The organism is Hydrogenophaga sp., from assembly GCF_018780075.1.
Taxonomy (GTDB): Bacteria; Pseudomonadota; Gammaproteobacteria; order Burkholderiales; family Burkholderiaceae_C; genus Hydrogenophaga.
Genome location: NZ_JADMKB010000047.1, coordinates 1 through 20,386, shown reverse-complemented (window position 1 = coordinate 20,386; position 20,386 = coordinate 1). Strand labels below are relative to the sequence as shown.

At 68.8% G+C, this 20,386-nt stretch carries 17 protein-coding genes; 12 read left to right on the top strand and 5 right to left on the bottom strand.

The features are described 5' to 3' along the window. The 4 genes from IV088_RS10820 to IV088_RS10805 all read left to right on the top strand — a co-directional run. Positions 1 to 740: ABC transporter ATP-binding protein (locus IV088_RS10820; protein ID WP_291101715.1), on the top strand; the 740-nt coding region annotated here is incomplete at its 5' end. Positions 741 to 752: 12 nt separating this feature from the next. After that, positions 753 to 1,469: an ABC transporter ATP-binding protein gene (locus IV088_RS10815; RefSeq protein WP_236964267.1), complete on the top strand. Its 717-nt coding sequence runs from the start codon at positions 753 to 755 to the stop codon at positions 1,467 to 1,469. A gap of 70 nt (positions 1,470 to 1,539) precedes the next feature. Continuing rightward, positions 1,540 to 3,087, top strand: a complete 1,548-nt coding sequence (gene lysS / locus IV088_RS10810; protein ID WP_291101711.1) for a lysine--tRNA ligase — start codon at positions 1,540 to 1,542, stop codon at positions 3,085 to 3,087. 72 nt (positions 3,088 to 3,159) lie between these two features. Beyond that, positions 3,160 to 4,188 carry a metallophosphoesterase gene (locus tag IV088_RS10805; protein ID WP_291101709.1) on the top strand — a complete coding sequence of 343 codons (1,029 nt, stop codon included), beginning with the start codon at positions 3,160 to 3,162 and terminating at the stop codon, positions 4,186 to 4,188. Between the two features lie 147 nt (positions 4,189 to 4,335). On the opposite strand, the gene IV088_RS10800 is transcribed toward IV088_RS10805, so the two are convergent. The 3 genes from IV088_RS10800 to selD all read right to left on the bottom strand — a co-directional run bounded on the left by IV088_RS10800 (position 4,336) and on the right by selD (position 9,782). Next, positions 4,336 to 6,114, bottom strand: coding sequence for a 7TM diverse intracellular signaling domain-containing protein (locus IV088_RS10800; protein WP_291101707.1), 1,779 nt, complete (start codon positions 6,112 to 6,114; stop codon positions 4,336 to 4,338). A 159-nt stretch (positions 6,115 to 6,273) separates the two neighbouring features. Next, positions 6,274 to 7,233: an RNA polymerase sigma factor RpoH gene (gene rpoH / locus IV088_RS10795; RefSeq protein WP_291101705.1), complete on the bottom strand. Its 960-nt coding sequence runs from the start codon at positions 7,231 to 7,233 to the stop codon at positions 6,274 to 6,276. Positions 7,234 to 7,496: 263 nt separating this feature from the next. Beyond that, positions 7,497 to 9,782, bottom strand: coding sequence for a selenide, water dikinase SelD (selD, locus tag IV088_RS10790; protein ID WP_291101703.1), 2,286 nt, complete (start codon positions 9,780 to 9,782; stop codon positions 7,497 to 7,499). A gap of 353 nt (positions 9,783 to 10,135) precedes the next feature. Between selD and imuA the strand changes: the two genes are divergently transcribed. The 4 genes from imuA (at position 10,136) to IV088_RS10770 (ending at position 15,850) form a co-directional block, all read left to right on the top strand. Next, positions 10,136 to 10,993, top strand: coding sequence for a translesion DNA synthesis-associated protein ImuA (gene imuA / locus IV088_RS10785; RefSeq protein WP_291101701.1), 858 nt, complete (start codon positions 10,136 to 10,138; stop codon positions 10,991 to 10,993). Further along, complete coding sequence (locus IV088_RS10780) at positions 10,938 to 12,242, top strand: DNA polymerase Y family protein (RefSeq protein WP_291101699.1); 1,305 nt, start codon at positions 10,938 to 10,940, stop codon at positions 12,240 to 12,242. The genes imuA and IV088_RS10780 overlap by 56 nt, the downstream gene beginning before the upstream one ends. A 114-nt stretch (positions 12,243 to 12,356) precedes the next feature. After that, entirely contained in the window at positions 12,357 to 15,518 is a 3,162-nt protein-coding gene (locus tag IV088_RS10775) for an error-prone DNA polymerase (RefSeq protein WP_291101697.1), read from the top strand. A gap of 53 nt (positions 15,519 to 15,571) precedes the next feature. Continuing rightward, entirely contained in the window at positions 15,572 to 15,850 is a 279-nt protein-coding gene (locus IV088_RS10770; RefSeq protein WP_291101695.1) for a DUF2277 domain-containing protein, read from the top strand. A 21-nt stretch (positions 15,851 to 15,871) separates the two neighbouring features. On the opposite strand, the gene IV088_RS10765 is transcribed toward IV088_RS10770, so the two are convergent. Both IV088_RS10765 and IV088_RS10760 read right to left on the bottom strand, forming a co-directional pair. Continuing rightward, the gene (locus IV088_RS10765; protein WP_291101693.1) at positions 15,872 to 16,339 is read right to left on the bottom strand and encodes an EVE domain-containing protein; all 468 of its coding nucleotides are present in this window, start codon (positions 16,337 to 16,339) and stop codon (positions 15,872 to 15,874) included. Positions 16,340 to 16,343: 4 nt separating this feature from the next. Further along, positions 16,344 to 16,862, bottom strand: a complete 519-nt coding sequence (locus tag IV088_RS10760) for a cupin domain-containing protein (RefSeq protein ID WP_291101691.1) — start codon at positions 16,860 to 16,862, stop codon at positions 16,344 to 16,346. A gap of 178 nt (positions 16,863 to 17,040) precedes the next feature. Between IV088_RS10760 and IV088_RS10755 the strand changes: the two genes are divergently transcribed. The 4 genes from IV088_RS10755 to IV088_RS10740 all read left to right on the top strand — a co-directional run. Further along, complete coding sequence (locus IV088_RS10755; RefSeq protein ID WP_291101689.1) at positions 17,041 to 18,240, top strand: multidrug effflux MFS transporter; 1,200 nt, start codon at positions 17,041 to 17,043, stop codon at positions 18,238 to 18,240. Then, positions 18,237 to 19,025, top strand: coding sequence for an alpha/beta hydrolase-fold protein (locus IV088_RS10750; protein ID WP_291101687.1), 789 nt, complete (start codon positions 18,237 to 18,239; stop codon positions 19,023 to 19,025). The genes IV088_RS10755 and IV088_RS10750 overlap by 4 nt, the downstream gene beginning before the upstream one ends. Before the next feature lie 39 nt (positions 19,026 to 19,064). After that, on the top strand, positions 19,065 to 19,817 hold the full coding sequence (locus tag IV088_RS10745; protein WP_291101685.1) for a hypothetical protein: 753 nt from the start codon (positions 19,065 to 19,067) through the stop codon (positions 19,815 to 19,817). 81 nt (positions 19,818 to 19,898) lie between these two features. After that, the coding region (locus IV088_RS10740) for a DUF2889 domain-containing protein (RefSeq protein ID WP_291101683.1) at positions 19,899 to 20,386 on the top strand (488 nt) is incomplete at its 3' end.

Below are 20,386 nucleotides of genomic sequence, written 5' to 3'. Positions count from 1 at the left end.
TCTCCAAGCGCTTCGGTGGCCTGCAGGCCCTGAGCGATGTGGGCATCGAAATCAAACGGGGTCAGGTCTACGGCCTGATCGGTCCCAACGGTGCCGGCAAGACCACGTTCTTCAACGTGCTGACCGGCCTGTACACCCCGGACAGCGGTTCGTTTGAACTGGCCGGCAAACCCTACACCCCGACCGCGGTGCACGAGGTGGCGAAAGCCGGCATCGCGCGCACGTTCCAGAACATCCGCCTGTTTGCGGAGATGACGGCGCTGGAAAACGTGATGGTGGGTCGCCACGTGCGCAGCCACTCGGGACTCATCGGCGCCGTGTTGCGCACACCCGGTTTCAAGAAGGAAGAGGCCGCCATCACGGCGCGCGCACGGGAACTGCTGGAGTACGTGGGCATCGCCAAGTTTGCCGACTACAAGTCGCGCACGCTGAGCTATGGCGACCAGCGCCGCCTGGAGATCGCGCGCGCGCTGGCCACCGACCCGCAGCTGATCGCACTCGACGAACCCGCTGCGGGCATGAACGCAACGGAGAAGGTGCTGCTGCGCGAGCTGATCGACCGCATCCGCAAGGACAACCGCACCATCCTGCTGATCGAGCACGACGTGAAACTGGTGATGGGCCTGTGCGACCGTGTGACCGTGCTCGACTACGGCAAGCAGCTGTCGTCCGGCACGCCGGCCGAGGTGCAGAACGATCCGAAGGTGATCGAGGCCTACCTCGGAACCGGTGGTGCTTGAGGAAAGAACAACATGGCAAACACACTACTCAAAGTCAGCGGCCTGAAGGTCGCGTACGGTGGCATCAAGGCCGTCAAGGGCGTCGATCTGGAAGTGCGCGAGGGCGAGCTGATCTCCCTCATCGGCTCCAACGGTGCCGGCAAGACCACCACCATGAAGGCGATCACCGGATCGCTGGGTTTCGAAGGCGGTGACATCGAATACCTGGGTCAGAGCATCAAGGGGCGCGGCGCCTGGGATCTGGTCCGGCTGGGTCTGGCGATGGTGCCGGAAGGCCGCGGTGTGTTCACCCGCATGACCATCACCGAGAACCTGCAGATGGGGGCCTACATCCGCAGCGACAAGGCGGGCATTGCGAACGACATCGAACGCATGTTCGGCATCTTTCCGCGACTGAAAGAGCGCAAGGACCAGCTGGCCGGCACCATGTCGGGCGGTGAGCAGCAGATGCTGGCGATGGCCCGTGCGCTGATGAGCCAGCCCAAGGTGCTGTTGCTCGATGAGCCCTCCATGGGCCTCTCGCCCATCATGGTGGACAAGATTTTCGAGGTCGTGCGCGACGTGTCCGGGCAGGGCGTGACGATTCTGCTGGTCGAGCAGAACGCCCAGCGGGCCTTGCAGATCGCCGATCGCGGTTACGTCATGGACTCGGGTGAGATCACCATGACAGGCAGCGGCAAGGACCTGCTGGTGGACCCGAAAGTGCGCGAGGCCTACCTCGGGCACTGAGCGTTCTCGAAAAACTACAATGACGGGTTGCGCCTTTTTGGGCGCAACCCGTTTTTATTTGCCCCACACCATGACCATCGAAAACGCCCCCGCCATTCCCGCCACCGACCACAACCAGCTGATTGCGGAGCGGCGCGAGAAACTCAAGGCCCTGCGCGAGGCGCAGCAGCGCGGCGAAGGTGTGGCGTTTCCGAACGACTTCAAGCCGGTGGACAAGGCCGAGGCGCTGTTCGCCACGCACGGTGACGCCACCAAAGAAGCCCTGGAGGCCACGCCGGTGCGCGCCAGCGTGTCGGGCCGCATGATGCTCAAGCGCGTGATGGGCAAGGCCAGCTTCGCCACCCTGCAGGACGCCTCGTTCGGCCCCAGCGGTGGTCGCATCCAGATCTACCTGAACACCGACAGCGTGGGTGCGCCGATGCTGGAGACCTTCAAGCACTGGGACCTGGGTGACATCGTGGCCGCCGAGGGCGTGCTCATGCGCACCCGCACCGGCGAACTCACCATCCACGCCGACAAGATCCGGCTGATCACCAAGAGCCTGCGGCCGTTGCCCGACAAGTTCCACGGCATCCACGACCAGGAAATCAAATACCGCCAGCGTTATGTCGATCTGATGACCGACGAAAGCGCGCGCAAGCGTTTTGTCACCCGCAGCCACGCGCTCTCCAGCATCCGCGACTTCATGGTGAGCCACGGCTTCCTCGAAGTGGAAACGCCGATGCTGCACCCCATCCCCGGTGGCGCCAACGCCAAGCCCTTCAAGACGCACCACAACGCGCTGGACCAGGAGATGTTCCTGCGCATCGCGCCCGAGCTGTATCTGAAGCGCCTGCTGGTGGGCGGGTTTGACCGCGTGTTCGAGATCAACCGCAACTTCCGCAACGAAGGCATCTCGGTGCGCCACAACCCCGAGTTCACCATGATGGAGTTCTACGCGGCGTACTGGAACTACCACGACCTGATGGACTTCAACGAGCAGCTGATCCGCCATGTGGTGAAGCAGGTGCACGGTGACACACCGATCACCTACAACGGCAAACCGGTGGACGTGTATTCGCCGTTTGAGCGCCTGACCATCCGCGAAGCGATCCTGAAATACACCGACGCCGGCGAGGGTGTGGACAGCGCCGAGTGGCTGATCCCAGCGCTCAAAAAGCTGGGCATGTCCGAAGCCAAGCACCAGCTGAGCACGCGCAGCCTGGCCAGCCTGCAGGTGCTGTACTTCGAAGAGACGGTGGAAGAGAAGCTCTGGAACCCGACCTTCATCATGGAGCACCCGACGGAAATTTCGCCGCTGGCGCGCGCCAACGACGACCGCCCGGAAGTGACCGAGCGCTTCGAGCTTTACATCACCGGCCGCGAGTTCGGCAACGCCTTCTCCGAGCTGAACGACGCCGAAGACCAGGCCGCGCGCTTCCACGCGCAGGTGTCGGCCAAAGACGGTGGTGACGAAGAGGCCATGTACTACGACGCCGACTTCATCCGCGCGCTGGAGTACGGCATGCCCCCGGCCGGTGGCTGTGGCATCGGCATCGACCGCCTGATGATGCTGCTGACCGACAGCCCCAGCATCCGCGATGTGATCCTGTTCCCCGCGCTGCGCCGCGAGGCCTGATCCTCCAATGAGCGCTGCGCCGGGCCGCCCCAAGCAAGCTCGCACCGCAGCCCGCAGGGCGAAGGTCTCTCGGTGAACCGCCTGCACCGGCTCGACCGCTGGGCATGGCTGCTGTTCGTTCTGGGGCTGGTGGCCGCGCTGGTCATCACCGCCTGGGACCACGGCGGACGCTGGCACACGCCGCGCCTGGAGCTGCGCAACTTCATCATGCTCTGGCTCTACTGGGCGCCCCGGCTGGCGGGCGTTCCGCTGCTGGTGGGCCTGTTGACGCAGTTTGCGCTGGACACCCGCTGGCGGCGTTGGCGCTTGCCGGTGTACGCAGCGCTGGTGCTGGTGGGGCTCTGGTCTTCGCTGGTGGAGCCGCAGTGGATCCAGGTGCGGCACACCACCATCAGCGGCATCCCGCCGGCCGCGCAGCCCCTGCGGCTCGCGGTGGTGGCCGACATCCACTGGGGCCTGTTCTTCCGCGATCACCAGCTGGATGCGCTGGTGAACCAGCTCAATGGCATGGACGTGGACGCGGTGCTCGTGGCCGGCGACTGGACCCACGAGCCCTCGCTGAACCTGCGCGAAGGGCTGGCCCCGCTGTCGCGCATCCGCCACCCGGTCTGGGGCGTGCTCGGCAACCACGACGTGCAGGCGCCCGGCCCTGATCTCACGCTGCCGCTGCGCGAAGCGCTCCAGGCCCACGGCGTGCGCCTGATCGAAGGTCAGGTCGTGCCCTGGAAGGGCTGGGAGCTGGTCGGCCTGGACGACCAGTGGGGCGGCCGGCCGCAGGAGCAGATCCGCAGCCTCTGGCCCGCGGGTGTGTCTGCGGCCTCACCGCGACTGGTGGTCGTGCACCAGCCCGACACCGTGGCCTTGCTGCCGGTGGGCGCTGCCTTTCTTTCGGTGGCCGGTCACACCCACGGCGGCCAGATATGGATACCCGGCCTCACGCCCTGGTACCTCCGTCACACGAACTCACAGCAATCCTGGTGGAACGGGTTGTATGACACGCCGGCGGGGCGGCTGCTCGTGACGCCGGGGGTGGGCACGATCGGTCTGCCGGCGAGGCTGGCCGTGCGGCCGACCATCGATCGTGTGGATCTCGTGCGCTGAATTGAAACACCCCCGCCGCGCTTCGCGCGACCCCCTCAAAGGGGGCGGCACTGGCCGTCCGGCAGAGCCGGCCCGGCGGTGCCCTGGGCCGCACCGTTTCAAGCGCAAGGGTCGCTCGCCAGGGCCATGGATGTCCGACGCTCGAATCTAGACATTGAGTGTCTCGATGTTCTTGCGCTTGTCGCGCTGGAGGTCGCGCAGCGCATCCCTCAGCCAGGCCATGTGCACCTGGGTATCGAGTTGCAGCTCGTGCCCGTCGTCGGGCAACAGGGCGAGCACCACCTTGAAACGCAGCGACGAACCGGTGGGCAGTTGATCGGACGGACGCAGCCCGCCGGCGACGATGGCGGTCGCGGCCGCCACGGCCTGGGCGGTGCGGACCGGACCTTCCATGAGCAAGGCGAACTGGTTGTCGTCCACCCGCGCGGCGGTGTCCACGTCGCGCGCCACCGAGCGCAGCAGCGAACCCGTGAGCACCAGCGCGCGGTCGGCCACTTCCCGGCCATGCTCGGCGTTGAACCATTCGTGGTTGTCCAGGGCGATCAGCAGCAAGGCATTCTTGTGTCGGTAGCGCTGCGCCCGCACCAGGCTGTCGTGCAGCCGCAGCATGAAGTTGTGGCGGTTGGTCAGCCCGGTCAGCGGCTCGGTGACCACCAGCGCCCTGGCGCGGGCTTGAGCCTCGTGCTGCAGGGAGGAGCGCTGGAGCAGCCCGTAGATCAGCAGCGGCGCTTCGATCGCCGCCGCGATCACGGTGGCGTACTGCGTCAGGAAACCCGAGGAAATGAGGCCGAAGTTGCGCAGCACCGGCAGCGACCCGGCCAGCAGCACCGGCAGGATGCCCAGCGCGATCCAGCGCACCCAGCGGTCGCCCGTGCGCCACGCCGCCCACAGCATGGCGTAGACCACGATCAGGGTCAGGGTGCCGGCGACCGTGAGGCTGTTGAAGCTGAGCTGCGTGGGGGCGATCACGTCCCAGGCGGTGACGATCAGGAACACGGCGGCCAGCGTGAGCGAGAGGCGGTCGAGCGAGCGGCCGATGCGGCGCGGCTGCACCACGTGGCGGACAAAGAGCAGGGCCGCCACGGCGGCCAGCGGCAGCAGCACGAACTCGGCCACGCTGTTCCAGCCCGCCGAATGGGGCCACAGGAACTGCCCGCCCACCCCCATCGACGCCGCCAGCGACAGGCCCAGCAGCGAGATGTAGATCGCGTAGGCCGCGAAGCTGGTGTCGCGGAACACCAGGGCGTTGGCCACCGCCACCAGCACCAGCAGCAGGGCCATGCCGAAGTAGGCCCCCAGCAGGAACTGCTGCAGGATGCGCAGCTCGCGCAACTGGCTGTGGCTGTGGATCGCTAGCTCGCCCGAGAATGGCACCCGCACGTGTTCGATGCGCACCCAGTAGGTCACGGGCGCGTCGGTGCGCGTGTCCAGGCCGAACACCGGGTAGCGGTCCGGGGAGGCCCATTCGCTCACCGGCACATGGTCCCCCGCGCGTTGTTCGTTCCAGCTGCCGTCCGCCAGACGGTGGTAGAGGTTCACACGGTCGGTGCCCGAGCGCATCAGCTCCAGTTCCCAGTGCGAGCGGTTGTCGCGCACCCAGGCATCAAAGCGGACCCACAGCACGCCGCGCTCGCCCAGACGCACCCGGTGCGTGGCGCTGCGCAGGGCGAACGGCACGTCCGCCTGCTGCGCCTCCAGCGCCTGCACCGTCATCGTTCCGGTCGTGTCCACCCAGAACACGCTGTGCTGCGCCAGCGGCACACTGACCATCCGGCCATCCAGCTCGATCGGCTGGAGCGCGGTGCCCGACGGGGCCGGCGCCGCCTGGACGAGTGAACACCAGACCATGGCCAGTGCCCACAGGCCCAGCCGACACCAGCAACGGGCGGTGCGGGCGGGTGGGCCGAGGGCGTTGGTGTGGGTCATGACCCACCGATTGTGTCTCCCCGGCCGGTGTGGCCGGGGAGACACGGCCAGTGGCCCCGGTGGGAGGGCGTGTCATGGGCCCTGGCTCCCCGTCGCACACAAAGAAAAACCCCGGTCGGCGGGAGCCGGTCCGGGGTTGTGCGTGGGCCGTGCGCGAGGTCAGGCGAACGCGGTCAGCGCCTTGCGCATCTTTTTCATGGCCGCGACCTCGATCTGGCGCACGCGCTCGGCGCTCACGCCGTACTCGGCCGCCAGTTCGTGCAGCGTCATGCCGCCCGAGCCGTCGTCGTTCACCTTGAGCCAGCGCTCGGTCACGATGCGGCGCGAGCGTTCGTCCAGCTCGCCCATGGCACGCGCCACGCCCTCGGTGGCCAGCGCGTCGCGCTCGGCCGATTCGAGCACCGCGGTCGGCTCGTGGGTGGCATCGGCCAGGTAGGCGATGGGGCCGAAGCTGTCTTCGCCGTCGTCGCCCGGGCTCGGGTCCAGCACCACATCGCCGCCCGAGAGCCGGGTTTCCATCTCGCGCACCTCTTCGGGCTTGACCTTCAGGTCGCGCGCGACCACGTCCACTTCGCCGTCGGAAAACGCCTCGCGGTGGGTGTCGCCGTCCATGGCTTCAGAGCGGAAGCCCTGTTTCATCGAACGCAGGTTGAAAAACAGCTTGCGCTGGGCCTTGGTGGTGGCCACCTTGACCATGCGCCAGTTCTTCAGGATGTACTCATGGATCTCGGCCTTGATCCAGTGCATGGCGTAGCTCACCAGGCGCACGCCCTGGTCGGGGTCGAAGCGCTTGACGGCCTTCATCAGGCCGACGTTGCCTTCCTGGATCAGGTCGCCGTGAGGCAGGCCATAACCCAGGTACTGGCGGGCGATCGACACCACCAGACGCAGGTGCGACATCACCAGCTGACCGGCGGCGTCGAGGTCGTTGTGGTCGCGCAGGCGGCGCGCGGCGCTCTGCTCTTCCTCGAACGTCAGCAGCGGCATGCGGTTGACGGCAGAAATGTAGGCGTCGAGGTTGCCCAGCGCGGGCAGCGTCAGCGAACGGCTCGCCCACGGGCTGGCGACCGCCAAGGTGGCGGACGGCAGCGCGGCGGGTGTCATCAGGGATGTGGACATGTAGAAGGACCCTCCTCAGGTTGGTCTTGCACAAATATTAGCACTCTCTGTGAGTGAGTGCTAAGGCAATGGTTCCATCCCCGTGATGTCCTGGGGATGGACAACCTCTCAGTTTTCCGTTGCTGTTCATAAACACAGTTCCTTGCGGGTCTCACCGGCGTCGGGGGCATCACCATGAATTCGGGCACATCTGATGACCGTGGAGCTGCAAGGCGTTGATCTGAAAAGAGAATTTTCAGGGTTTCAAGCTTGGCGTCCGGGAGTCACGGGGTCAGCACCACGGGCTCCAGCGCGTCGGACGCGCCGAGGATGCGCCCGATGGCGGTGGTCTGCGGGTAGCCCGCGGCCTTGAGGGCGCGGATGCAGTCGGCCGCCCGGTCGGCCGGCACACTGGCCAGCAGCCCTCCGGCGGTTTGCGGGTCGAACAGCAGCGGGTAGCGCGGGTCCTTGACGAAGTCCTCGGCGTTGCGCAGCGCACGGCGCAGGCGCACGTTGGCCGGCTGCAGCGAACTGACGATGCCCGCCTCGACGCATTCCACCGCGCCGTCGAGCAAGGGCAGGGCGCTCAGCTGCAGCTCGGCGTCCACGCCCGAGGGACGCGTCATTTCCACCAGGTGCCCGAGCAGGCCAAAGCCGGTCAGGTCGGTGCAGGCGGTGGCGCCGTGTTCGCGCAGGATGCGGGCGCCGGCCTGGTTGGACACCACCATCGATTTCAGCGCCGCGTCGATCCAGCGGCCTTTGGCCGCGTGCCGGGCATGGGCCGCGAACAGGGTGCCGGTGCCGATGGGTTTGCTGAGCAGCAGCACGTCGCCGGGCAACATGCCGCCTTTGCGCATGACGCCGTCCATCTGCTCGTCGATCAGCCCGTTGATGGCGAAGCCCAGCGCCAGCTCTCGGCCCTCGCCGGTGTGGCCGCCGACCAGGCTGCATCCCGCGGCGTTGAGCACCTCGACCGCGCCGGTCATCATCTGCAGCAGCAGGTCTTCCACCTTGGCCTCCAGGCCCGGCGGCACGGTGGCGATGGCCGTGGCGGACTGCGGCTCGGCGCCCATGGCGAAGATGTCGCCCAGCGCGTGGTTGGCCGCGACCTGGCCGAACAGGTAGGGGTCGTCGATGAAGCTGCGGAAAAAGTCCACCGTGTGCACCATGGCCTTGCCCGGCGGCACCCGCACCACGGCGGCATCGTCGGGCGAATGCAGGCCGATCAGCACGTCGTCGCGCTCGACCGGTTGCAGCTGCCCCAGGGCGCGGCTCAGGATGCTGGCGCCCACCTTGGCGCCGCAGCCGCCGCAGCGCATGGCAATCGCCGAGATGGCCTGGCGCGATTCTTCGGCGCTCAGCACCAGGCTGCTGGTGGGTGCGGCGCGTGCCGGGCGGGCATCGGCCATGGCCGGCAGCTCGGTGAACTTGCGCATGAAGCGGCGGTCGATCCAGTCCTTCCAGGTCCAGACCCAGGCGCCGGCGAAGCCCAGGGCGCCGCGCGAGGCCACGGCGCAGCGGTCACCGGTGGAAATCAGCGCCAGCCAGCGTTGCTGCGGCCGGTAAGGCACCAGGGGCTGGCCGCGCAGGCTCAGTCGCAGGTTCTTCGCCAGTGGCGGACCCATGCGCACCGCGAACACGCCCGCTTTCTCCAGCGGTCGGGCCGTGAACGAGGCCACGTCGCCCGCGGCAAAGATCTTCGGGTCGTCCAGCGTCTGCAGCCGGTCGTTGACCTGGATGAAGCCGTGTTCGTCCAGCGCCAGGCCGGTGCTTTGAAGCCAGGCCGGGCCACCGGCCTGCGTGACCCACAGGGTTTCGTCGGCGTCGAAGGTGCGGCCGTCCTGCGTGTGCAGGCAGCCGGGCGAGACCTGCGTCACCTCGGCGCGGGTGTGCACCGCCACATGACGCTCTTTCAGCACGCGGGCAAAGCGCGCGCGCACCCCGGGGTTGTGCGTGGGCAGGAGGGTGTCGCCCGCCGTGAGCAGGACGAAGCGCAGCAGATCGGGGCTTTTGCCCAGGGTGTGCAGTTCCTGGCGCAGCCGGTACTGCATGGACAGCAGCAGCTCCACGCCCCCCGCGCCGCCGCCCACCACCGCAATGGTGAAACGATCCCGCAGACCGCGCACGCGCTCCAGCAGCTGCAGCCAGCGCTGGTTGAGATGGGCGATGGGCTTGACCGGCACGGTGTGCGCCTGGGCGCCATCCACCTGTCGCACCTTGGGCGTGGAGCCGGTGTTGATGGAGAGCAGGTCGTAGGGCACCGAAGGCCGGTCGCGCAGCAGCACGCGCTGGTGGGTGCGGTCCAGGCCCGTCACTTCACCGTGAATGAAGCGCGCGCCGGCAAACGCCGCCAGGCGGCCCAGGTCGATGTGCACCTCGTCAAAGCTGTAGTGGCCCGAGATGTAGCCCGGCAACATGCCGGAGTAGGGCGTGTCGATGTCGGTACAGATCAGGGTGATGCGCAGGCCGGGCTCGGGTTGCATGGCGAGCATGCGCAGCACGACCACGTGGCTGTGGCCGCCGCCGACGAGCACGAGGTCGCGCAGGATGGGTTGTTCGGACGCTTGCATGGCCAGAGTCTAGGGGGTGGGCGATGAAGGCTGTGCGCTTGAACGGCATGCTGCCCGGGAGCGTGGGGGCGGGCCATCGGGTCGTTTGTCCGCCCAGCGGGAATCGATTGCCATAAAAACTGTATTTATGTACAGTACCCGAATGCAAGCACCCCACCTGTCCATGACCGTCCGGTTCCGTCAGCACTACCCCCTGCGCCGGTTCCAGATCCCCTCCATCCTGAGCCAGCTCTGGCGCTGGGTGTGAGCCCGGCATCGAGTGGCCGGAGGGGGCGAAAGGCATGCTGGCCGGTGCTTCTTTGTCCGGGCATCCGTTGAATGTGTCCGTCCATCCCTGCCGAGAACCGTCGCCCATGAACACCGTGCTGTCCGGCGCCACCGACGACCTGTCGGGTGCGCTGGCGTGTCCTCCCCCCCGCCCGGCCTGCGCGCCGCGTGGGTTGCCGCCCGCCGTGGCGGCCGCGCTCTGGCGCGCCGACCAGCTGGGCAGCCCGGTGGCGGCCACCGTGTCGAGCGGGTTCGAGGCGCTCGACGCGGTGCTGCCCGGCGGCGGCTGGCCCGGCCACGGCGTCACCGAACTGTTGAGCGCCCAGAGCGGCACGCTGGAATGGCGGCTGCTCGGGCCGCTGCTGCGCCGGGTGTGCGCCGCCGGGCGCAGCGTGGTGCTGGTCGGGCCGCCCCGGCCACCGCACCCACCGGGCCTGCGCCTGGACGGCATCCACGAGCGGCAACTGGTCTGGGTGATGGCCGAAACGCCGGCCGAGCGCCTGTGGGTCACCGAACAGCTGGTCAAGGCCAACGCCTGCGGTGCGCTCATCGCCTGGTTGCCGCAGGTGCGCGCCGAGCAGGTGCGCCGCCTGCAGGTGCTGGCCGCGGGCTGCGCCGGCCCGGTGTTCCTGTGCCGGCCCGCCACGGCGGCCCGCGAATCGTCGGCCGCGCCGCTGCGCCTGCTCGCCCGCGTGGGGGCGGACTGGGAACTGCTGGTGGACGTGTTCAAACGCAAGGGCCCGCCGCTGGAGACCACGCTGCACCTGCCCTCGGTGCCCGGCGGCCTGCAGGCCATCCTGACGCCACGGCTGCAGAAGCCCAGCACCCTGCTGCCGCTCGAACCGGCACCGCAGAACGCCCCGCTCCCTCTTCCCAGTGAGGCCGGCCATGCTCTGGTCAGCGCTCCGGCTGCCGGCACCCGACGACACCGCCTCGCCCACTGACGCGGCGCTGCAGGCGCTGGCGCTCTGGGCCCTTCAATTCACGCCCCGGGTTGCTGTCGCTGACGAAGCCGTGGTCATGGAGCTGGCGGCCAGCGTGCGCCTGTTTGGTGGCTGGCACGCGCTGCGGGAGCGTGTGGTCTCGGACGGTGCCGAGCTGGGCGTGAGCCAGGTCGCCTGGGCGCCCAACAGCCTGGCCGCGCTGGCGCTGGCGCGCGCGGGCGTGGAAGACGGCTTTTGCCAGCCGCTGAACGGCTTGCTCGACGCCCTGCCCATGGACACGCTCAGCGCCGTGCGCCCGCACCGCCTCACGCTGGCGCACATCGGTTGCCGCAGCCTGGGCGATGTGCGGCGCCTGCCGCGCGGTGGCGTCGGCCGGCGCTTTGACAAACAGCTGCTCGCCGCGCTCGACCAGGCCTATGGCCGCGCGCCCGAGGTGCACCGCTGGATCGCGCTGCCCGAGCGCTTCGCGCAGCGGCTGGAACTGATGTTCCGCGTGGACGATGCGACGGCCCTGCTGTTCGGCGCGCGCCGCCTGCTGCTGGCGCTGTGTGGCTGGCTCGCCGCGCGCCACAGCGGCACCACCGCCTTCACGCTGCACTGGGCGCACGACGCCATGCGCGCGAAATCGGCGGGCGAGGGCGGCAGCCTCACCGTGCGCACGGCAGAGCCCACGCGCAACCTGGAGCACCTCTGCCGCCTGCTCGGCGAGCACCTGACCCGGGTGGAACTGCTGGCCCCGGTGGGCGACCTGGAACTGGTCGCCGACGCCGTGATGCCACTGGAAGAAAGAAGCGCCTCCTGGCTGCCCGACGACAACGCCGGCGGCGAGACGCTGCCCCTGGTGCTGGAGCGCATCGCCGCCCGCCTCGGGCCGCAGCGCGTGCTGCGCCCGGTGCTGTGCGAAGACCACCGGCCCGAGTGGATGTGCCGCTGGCAGCCGGCGCCCGAGCCCCTGCCCCGAAAACCCGCCACGGTCAGCGATCTGCCACAGCCCGGCTTCATCCTGAGCGCGCCGCTCAAGCTGCTGGTGCGCGCCCACCGGCCGTATTACCAGGGCGAACTGCAATTGCTCGCCGGCCCGCAGCGGGTGGAAGGCGGCTGGTGGGACCGCGACGAGGCCGCCGGCCAGATCCGCAACGTGGTGCGCGACTACTGGGTCGCGCAGTCGGCGCACGCGGGCGTGTTGTGGGTGTTCCAGACGCGGCTGGACGAGGCGCCTGCGTGGTTCCTGCATGGCATCTTTGCTTGACCCCCGCCGCGCTGCGCGCGACCCCCTTCCAGGGGGCGATGCGAGCGGCCCGGCAAAGCCGGTTCCACCGCATCCTGGGTTCGGGCATTTCGCGCCGGAGGGGGCACTCTTGCCGTGACGCCACAACCCCCTGGCATCCCCTCCTACGCGGAGTTGCTGTGCCTCTCCAACTTCAGCTTCCTGCGCGGTGCGAGCCGCCCCGAAGAGCTGGTGGAGCGCGCGCAGGCGCTGGGCTACACCGCGCTCGCCCTCACCGACGAATGTTCGCTTGCCGGCATCGTGCGTGCGCACGTGGCGGCCAAAGAGCAAGGCCTGAAGCTGCTCGTGGGCAGCCAGTTCCAGGTGCAGTGCGACGCGCCGTTCACCCTCGTCGTGCTCGCCATCAATCTCAACGGTTACGGCAACCTCTGCGAGTTCATCACCCGGCTGCGCCGCACGGCGCCCAAGGGCACGTACCGCCTCACGCTGAAGCACATCAGCGCCGACGCACTGGCCGACTGCCTCGTCATCGCCGTGCCGCAGCGCGGCAGCAGTCAGGACCAGATGGACCGCGTGGCGCGCTGGCTGCTCCAGCATTTCATGGGCCGCTGCTGGCTCGGCGTGGAGCAGCTGCGCCTGATGGACGACGAGATGCGCCTGCACCGGTTGCGCCAGAGCAGCGAACTCACCGCCGTGCCGCTGGTTGCGGTGGGCGATGTGCACATGCACCTGCGCTCGCGCAAGGCCTTGCAGGACGTGCTCACCGCCACGCGCATCGGCAAGCCCCTGACCGAATGCGGCCACGCGCTCGCACCCAACGCCGAGCAGCGCCTGCGCTCGCGCCTGGCGCTGGCGCAGCGCTACCCCGAAGCGCTGCTGGCCGAGACGCTGAAGGTCGCCGGGCGTTGCAGTTTTTCGCTTGACGAGCTGGCCTACCAGTACCCGAGTGAAGTGGTGCCGCCGGGCGAAACACCGGCCAGCTACCTGCGCCAACTGGCCTACGAAGGCATGGGGCGGCGCTGGCCCGCGGGTGCGCCCGCCTCGGTGCAGCAACAGGTGGAGCACGAACTGGCGCTGATCAGCGAGTTGCAGTACGAGCACTACTTCCTCACCGTGTACGACATCGTCGCCTTCGCGCGCTCGCAGCACATCCTCTGCCAGGGCCGCGGCTCGGCGGCCAACAGCGCGGTCTGTTATTGCCTGGGCGTGACCGAGGTGGACCCGGCGCGCACGGCGGTGCTGTTCGAGCGCTTCATCTCCAGAGAGCGCAACGAGCCGCCCGACATCGACGTCGATTTCGAACACGAGCGGCGCGAAGAAGTCATCCAGTACCTCTACACCAAATACGGCCGCGAGCGCGCCGCGCTCACCGCCACCGTCATCAGCTACCGACCACGCAGCGCCCTGCGCGACGTGGGCAAGGCACTGGGCTTCGACGACGCCGCGCTGGACGCGCTGGGCAGCGGCCACCGTTGGTGGAGCGAGGATGGTTTTGCGCCCGAGCGCATCACCGAAGCGGGGCTCGATCCGGACAGCCTGCAGGTGCGCCAGCTCGTGGCCCTCACCGGCCAGCTCATGGGTTTTCCGCGTCACCTCTCGCAACACACCGGCGGTTTCGTGCTGACACAGATGCCGCTCTCGCGCATGGTCCCGATCGAAAACGCCGCCATGGCCGACCGCACCGTGATCGAGTGGGACAAGGACGACCTCGACGCCATGGGCCTGCTCAAGGTGGACGTGCTCGCGCTCGGCATGTTGACGGCCATCCGCAAGTCGCTCGACTTCATCGGCCAGCGCCAGGGCTTCGACTTCCAGATGCAGGACATCCCGGCGGAAGACGAAAGCACCTACGACATGATCTGCGCCGCCGACACCGTGGGCGTGTTCCAGATCGAGAGCCGCGCGCAGATGAGCATGCTGCCGCGCCTGCGGCCGCGCGAGTTCTACGACCTGGTGATCGAGGTCGCGCTGGTGCGGCCAGGGCCCATCCAGGGCGGCGCGGTGCACCCCTACCTGAACCGCCGCCAGGGCAAGGAACCCATCGATTACCCCAAGGGCCTGGACGCCGCACTCAAGCGCACGCTCGGCGTGCCCGTGTTCCAGGAGCAGTGCATGCAGATCGCCATCATCGCGGCCGGCTTCACGCCCGGCGAGGCCGACGGTCTGCGCCGCGCCATGGCCGCCTGGAAGCGCAAGGGCGGCCTCGGCAAGTACCAGGAGCGCCTGATCAACGGCATGACCGAGCGTGGTTACCCGCTCGACTTCGCGCAGCGTGTGGTCGAGCAGGTGAAAGGTTTCTCCAGCTACGGCTTCCCCGAAAGCCACGCCGCCAGCTTCGCGTTGCTGGTCTACGCCAGTTGCTGGATCAAGCGCCACCACCCGGCCGAGTTCCTGGCCGCCATGCTCAACAGCCAGCCGCTGGGTTTCTATTCGCCGAGCCAGCTGGTGCAGGACGCTGTGCGTCACGGCGTCGAAGTGCGCGCGGTGGACGTGATGGAGAGCGATTGGGACTGCACGCTGGAAGAACAGGGCTTCGACCCGCGCTCCCCCTGGGAGAGGGCAGGGGCGAGGGCCGTCCCCGAGCCCACCCGGCCCGCCGTGCGCCTGGGCCTGCGCCTGGTCAGCGGCCTGTCACACGACGAAGTGATGCGCCTCATGTCTGCGCGAGAAACCCACGCGTTCACAGACGCCGAAGACCTCGCCCGTCGCTCAGGCCTGGATCAGCGGGCCATGCAACAGCTCGCCGCCGCCGACGCGCTGCAGTCCCTGAGCGGCCACCGCCGCCAGCAGGTCTGGGACGCCGCCGCCCTCAAGGCCCCGCCGGCGCTGCTCAAAGAAGCGCCGGTCGAAGAAGATGCGCTCGACCTGCCCGAAGCGCCCGAAGGCGAAGCCATCGTCTGGGACTACGCGTCCCTCGGCCTCACCCTGCGCCGCCACCCGCTGGCCCTGCTGCGCGAGCGCCTGCAGGCGCGCCGTTTCATGACCGCCGAGATGTTGAAAGACGCCCCCAACGGACGCCTCGTGCGCGCCTGCGGCATCGTCACCGGCCGCCAGCAACCCGAGACCTCCAAAGGCGTGGTCTTCGTGACGCTGGAAGACGAGACCGGCGTGGTGCAGGTCATCGTCTGGAAAGCCCTGCGCGACCGCCAGCGCCGCGAACTCACCCGCTCGCGGCTGATGGCGGTGCACGGCGTGTGGCAGCGCGAAGGCGAGGTCTGCAACCTCATCGCCGGTCACCTGGAAGACCTCACGCCGTGGCTGGGCCGGCTGGCGACGGAGAGCCGGGATTTCCATTGAACCCCTGGTCGGGGCTCCGTACCATCTCACCACCGCCAACGCAGGACCCCATCATGTGCCGCAACATCAAGACCCTGTTCAACTTCGAGCCGCCGGCCAGCGAGCTGGAAATCCGCGACGCCTCGCTGCAGTTCGTGCGCAAGCTCAGCGGATTCAATGTGCCATCGAAAGCGAATGAGGAGGCCTTTGACCGCGCCGTGGCCGAGGTGGCCGAATCGGCTCGGCGACTCATCCGGTCGATGGTGACCAACGCGGAGCCGAAGAACCGTGAGGTCGAAGCGCAGAAAGCGCGCGAGCGTTCGGCACAGCGGTTCGCCGACCCGCGCGGCTGACACCGTGCAGGGCGTTGCGCTTCAGCCGCCCAGCAGCTCCTGCGTGATGAACCGCCAGTGTTCGGCACTTACAGGCGTGATCGACAAGCGGCTGCCGCGCTGTAGCACCACCATCTCGGCCAGCTCGGGCGTGGCACGCAGCTCGGGCAGGCCGATGAGGCGCGTCTTCTTCACCGCCTGCACGTCGAGCAGCAGCCAGCGCGGCTTGTCTGCTGGCGACTTGGGGTCGAAGTAGGGCGAGGCCGGGTCGAACTGCGTCGGGTCGGGCCGGGTGCCCGAGGCGACCCGGGCCAGCCCGACGATGCCGGGCTCGGCGCAGCTGGAGTGGTAGAACAGCACGCCGTCGCCGAGCCGCATGCCGTCGCGCATGAAGTTGCGGGCCTGGTAGTTGCGCACGCCGGTCCAGGGCACGGTGGCGCTGGGCGCGGCCAGCGCGTCGTCGATCGAGCACTCCTCGGGCTCGGATTTCATCAGCCAGTATTGCGCCATGGTGTCAGACCCCGCCGTTCGGGTGGGTCGGGTCCAGCCACAGCACCTGCTCGGGTTTCTCCACCGGTTCGATGTCCAGGTTCACCGCCACCGCCTGGCCATCGCTGCGGCACAGCACGCACTCCAGCACCTCGGTGGCGCTGGCGTTGATCTCCTGGTGCGGCACGAAGGGCGGCACGTAGATGAAATCGCCCGGGCCGGCCTCGGCGGTGAACTCCAGGTGATCGCCCCAGCGCATGCGCGCGCGGCCTTTCACCACGTAGATCACGCTCTCCAGCGGGCCGTGGTGGTGGGCGCCGGTTTTGGCGTTGGCGTGGATGGTCACGGTGCCGGCCCAGAGCTTCTGCGCGCCGACGCGGGCGAAGTTGATGGCGGCCTTGCGGTCCATGCCGGGCGTGCTGGGCACGTTGCCGTCGAGCTGGTTGCCGGGCACCACGCGAACGCCGTCGTGCTTCCAGGGGGTGGTGTCGCTGGGGGGGTGATCGTGATCGCCGTGAGAGTGCGGGTGATCATGGGGGGGCATGGCGTCTCCTTCGGTGGAGCGGTCAGTGTGCCAGCTTGCCATGGCGCCTGTCTCTGGGGGCGTGTTTCCCGGGTGGTTTTGGACGCCGGCCCCGCCGCCACGGGGGCGGGCGTTTCCGGGTAGCCTACGACCCACCCCCAGCCAGATTCCCGCCTGACCCGAACCCGTTTCTTCATCCATGACGTCTGCTCCCTCCAAGGCCGCGCCCCACGGCCTGCTGATCGCCAACCTGCTGGCCCAGCTCGCCTTCGGCCTGCTGGCCATGACCATCTGCCTGCCGTCCATGCAGGAATGGGGCGCGATCTTCGGCTCCAGCCAGGCGGCGGTGCAGCTGACCTTCTCCGGCTTTGTGGTGACGTATGGGTCAATGCAACTGCTCTATGGACCTCTGTCGGACCGCATCGGGCGCAAGAAGATTCTGATGTTTGGCCTGGTGGTGTCGTTCACCGGCTCCGTGCTGGCGGCGCTCGCGCCCAGCCTGCCGTTGCTGGTGGCCGCGCGCGTGCTGCAGGGCGCGGGCGCGGCGGCCGGCATGGTGGTGGGGCGCGCCATGGTGCAGGACCTGTTTGACGGCCCGGAGCGCACGCGGGTGATGGCCTATGTGGGCATGGCCATGGGCCTGTGCCCGCCGCTGGCGACCATCATCGGCGGGCAGCTGCACGTGCGCCTGGGCTGGCAGGCGAATTTCGTGCTGATGGCCGGCTTGGCGGCCGTGCTCTTTGTCGCGGCCTGGCGGGGCCTGCCCGACCACCGCAAGGCCACCACGGTGCAGCCGCACTGGCTGCGCGCCATGTTCACCTCGTACGCCACGCTCGGCCGCGAGCCGTCTTTCCTGCTGCACGTGCTGCTGCTGGCGATGACCACGGCCACCTTCTACGCCTTTCTGGGCGGAGCGCCCATCGTGCTCGGCAGCTACGGTGTGAGGCCCGACGGCATCGGCTTCTACATCATGGCCATTCCGGGCGCGTACATCGTGGGCAACTACCTGACCTCGCGCTTCGCCCGCCTCACGGGCGAGCGCCGGATCATGCGTTTCGGCCAGGTACTGACCGTGGGTGGGATCGCGCTGATGCTCCTGCTCGCGCTCGCCGGGCTGAACACGCCGCTGGCGTTTGCCTTGCCGCTGGTGTTGCTGGGCATCGGCCATGGTCTGCTGGTGCCGCCGGCGCTGGGCGGCACGGTCGGCCTGTTGCCGGCGCTCGCGGGCTCGGCCGCGGCGGTGGCGGGGCTGTCGCAGCAGCTGATGGGGGCGGTGGGCGGGTTTGCCGTGGGCTTGTTCCATCACGAGGGCGCGATCAACCTCGGCTGGCTGATGCTGCTGTTTGCCGTGTGCGGTGCCAGCGCGCAATGGCTGCTGCACAGGCGCAAGTCACCATGAATCGCTGGCGCGGAGTGGTCTGGCGCTGTCTGGCCGCCGCGGTGCTGGCCGCCGGCCTGGGCGGGTGCGGCCTGCTGCTGCGCGCGCCCCAGGTGCCGATGGCCACGCTGACCCTGCCGCTGTCGCCCACCGATCGCAGCCAGACGCTGATCGTGTTCATGCCCGGCGCGCAGGAGGTGCCGCAGGACATCGTGCGCGAGGGCTTCGTGGCGCAGGTGCGCGCGCGCGGCATCGACGCCGACGTGGTGATCGCCGATGCGCACCTGGGCTATTTCCACAACGGCAGCTTCGAGCAGCGGCTGCACGACGACGTGGTCCGCCCGGCCCGCGCGCAGGGCTACCGCTCGATCTGGATGGCGGGCATCTCGCTCGGCGGCTTCGGCGCCCTGCGCTACGCGCGCGCACACCCGGAAGAGGTGGCGGGCATCATCGCGCTCGCGCCCTATGTGGCGCCGCGCCAGGACCTGCAGGAGGTGTGGCACGCAGGGGGGCTGCAACGCTGGCAGCCCGACGCACCGCTCAACCCCTCGCAACACGAACGCGCGCTGCTGCTCTGGCTCAAGGGCCACGCCGACCCCGCGCAGGCGCGACCGCCGCTGTACATGGGCTACGGCGAAACCGACCGCCTGCAGCCGTTCATGCCGCCCCTGATGGCCGGCATCCTGCCGCCCGATCGCCTGTTGTCAGCGCCCGGCGGTCACGACTGGGCGCCCTGGAAGGTCATGTGGGCCGATGCGCTGGAGCGGGTGCCGCTGCCGCGCGTGCGCCCGGCGGCAACACGTTGAGCGCCGGCATCTCCCCATCCACTGGAAAGGCGGTTCCCCATGTTCCAGAGCCTGTTCCCCCTGCTGGCGCTCGTCGCCGCCCTCGTGCTGGTGGGCTTGGTGCTGTCCCGCTGGACGCAGCGCCAGAAGCAGCAACGGCTGGACGCCTTGCGCGCGGAATCGGAAGTGCGCGGCTGGTCGTGTGAGATGTCCATCGAGGGCGTGTTTGACCTGACCCGCTGGCAGGGGCAGACCGACGGCGTGCGCTGGACGGCCGAACACCGCCGCCTGCGCCACAAGCGCAAGGGGCAGACGCGGACCCACAACCTGCGGTGGTGGGCGGACGGGTTTCACGGGCCCTCATCGCCGGTGCTGTTGATGGGTGTGCCCAAAGGGCAGGAGACCCTGACGGTGAAGCTGGCGCAAGGCGAGGGGCTGCTCGCCTCCATGGCGCAGAAAGCGGTAGGCTTCGCGCTGGACAAGTCGCTGGACATCTTCTTTGGTGAAGAGGCCGGTCGACAGGTGGACGCCCGCACGCTGCAGGTGGTCGAGGAGCCCACGCTGCCCGGCTTCATCGTGATGGCATTGAACGCGGGCGAGGGCGCGTTCTGGCTTGACCGGCAAGGCCTGCGAGCCGTGGTCGAAGCGCAGGTGGGTGATGCCGAGAGTGCACTGTCCGACGACGGAGGCCGTCCCTGGGTGCTGTGGCTGGGTCGCAGGGTGAGCCTGGCACGCCGGGCGCCGGTGACTTCTGCCAACGACGTGGAACGTCTGGTGCGAGCCGGCGTCGCGCTGGTGCGGGCTGCGGACTGAACGATCAGGGAAAATCACGCCTTCGTTCCCTTGTCTTCGAGGTCTGCCTTGCCATTGCCCACCCCCCAGCCCCGCACCCCCATGCACACGCGCCGCGTCGAGTACCGCGGCTTCCAGCGCGAGGACGGCCTCTGGGACATCGAGGGCGAACTGCACGACACCAAACCCCATGCGTTCGAGATCGAGGGTGAAGGCGTGTGGGCGCCGAACGAGGCCATCCACCACATGCTGATCCGCGTCACGCTGGACGATGCGATGGTGATCCGCGACATCGCGGTCGCCATGGAGGCTCACCCGCACGACCCCTGCCCGCAGGCCATGGTGCCGATGCAGCGCCTGATCGGCGAGACGGTGGGGCGCGGCTGGCGCACGACCATCGAGCGCCACCTGGGGGGCATTCAGGGCTGCACCCACCTGCGCGAGCTGCTGTTCAACCTCGCCACCGCCGCGTTCCAGACCCGTTCGGCCTCGTTCGCGCCAACGGCCGACGGCCAGCCGCCGATGCACCTGGGCCAGTGCCTGGCCTGGGACTTCAACGGCCCGGTGGTGGAGAAGGTCTACCCGATGTT

Excerpts from the sequence above, each read along its gene's own strand:
- IV088_RS10815 (WP_236964267.1), top strand. The coding sequence starts at position 753 with ATGGCAAACACACTACTCAAAGTCAGCGGCCTGAAGGTCGCGTACGGT.
- lysS (WP_291101711.1), top strand. The coding sequence starts at position 1,540 with ATGACCATCGAAAACGCCCCCGCCATTCCCGCCACCGACCACAACCAG.
- IV088_RS10800 (WP_291101707.1), bottom strand. The coding sequence starts at position 6,114 with ATGACCCACACCAACGCCCTCGGCCCACCCGCCCGCACCGCCCGTTGC.
- rpoH (WP_291101705.1), bottom strand. The coding sequence starts at position 7,233 with ATGTCCACATCCCTGATGACACCCGCCGCGCTGCCGTCCGCCACCTTG.
- selD (WP_291101703.1), bottom strand. The coding sequence starts at position 9,782 with ATGCAAGCGTCCGAACAACCCATCCTGCGCGACCTCGTGCTCGTCGGC.
- imuA (WP_291101701.1), top strand. The coding sequence starts at position 10,136 with ATGAACACCGTGCTGTCCGGCGCCACCGACGACCTGTCGGGTGCGCTG.
- IV088_RS10780 (WP_291101699.1), top strand. The coding sequence starts at position 10,938 with ATGCTCTGGTCAGCGCTCCGGCTGCCGGCACCCGACGACACCGCCTCG.
- IV088_RS10770 (WP_291101695.1), top strand. The coding sequence starts at position 15,572 with ATGTGCCGCAACATCAAGACCCTGTTCAACTTCGAGCCGCCGGCCAGC.
- IV088_RS10765 (WP_291101693.1), bottom strand. The coding sequence starts at position 16,339 with ATGGCGCAATACTGGCTGATGAAATCCGAGCCCGAGGAGTGCTCGATC.
- IV088_RS10760 (WP_291101691.1), bottom strand. The coding sequence starts at position 16,862 with ATGCCCCCCCATGATCACCCGCACTCTCACGGCGATCACGATCACCCC.
- IV088_RS10755 (WP_291101689.1), top strand. The coding sequence starts at position 17,041 with ATGACGTCTGCTCCCTCCAAGGCCGCGCCCCACGGCCTGCTGATCGCC.
- IV088_RS10750 (WP_291101687.1), top strand. The coding sequence starts at position 18,237 with ATGAATCGCTGGCGCGGAGTGGTCTGGCGCTGTCTGGCCGCCGCGGTG.
- IV088_RS10745 (WP_291101685.1), top strand. The coding sequence starts at position 19,065 with ATGTTCCAGAGCCTGTTCCCCCTGCTGGCGCTCGTCGCCGCCCTCGTG.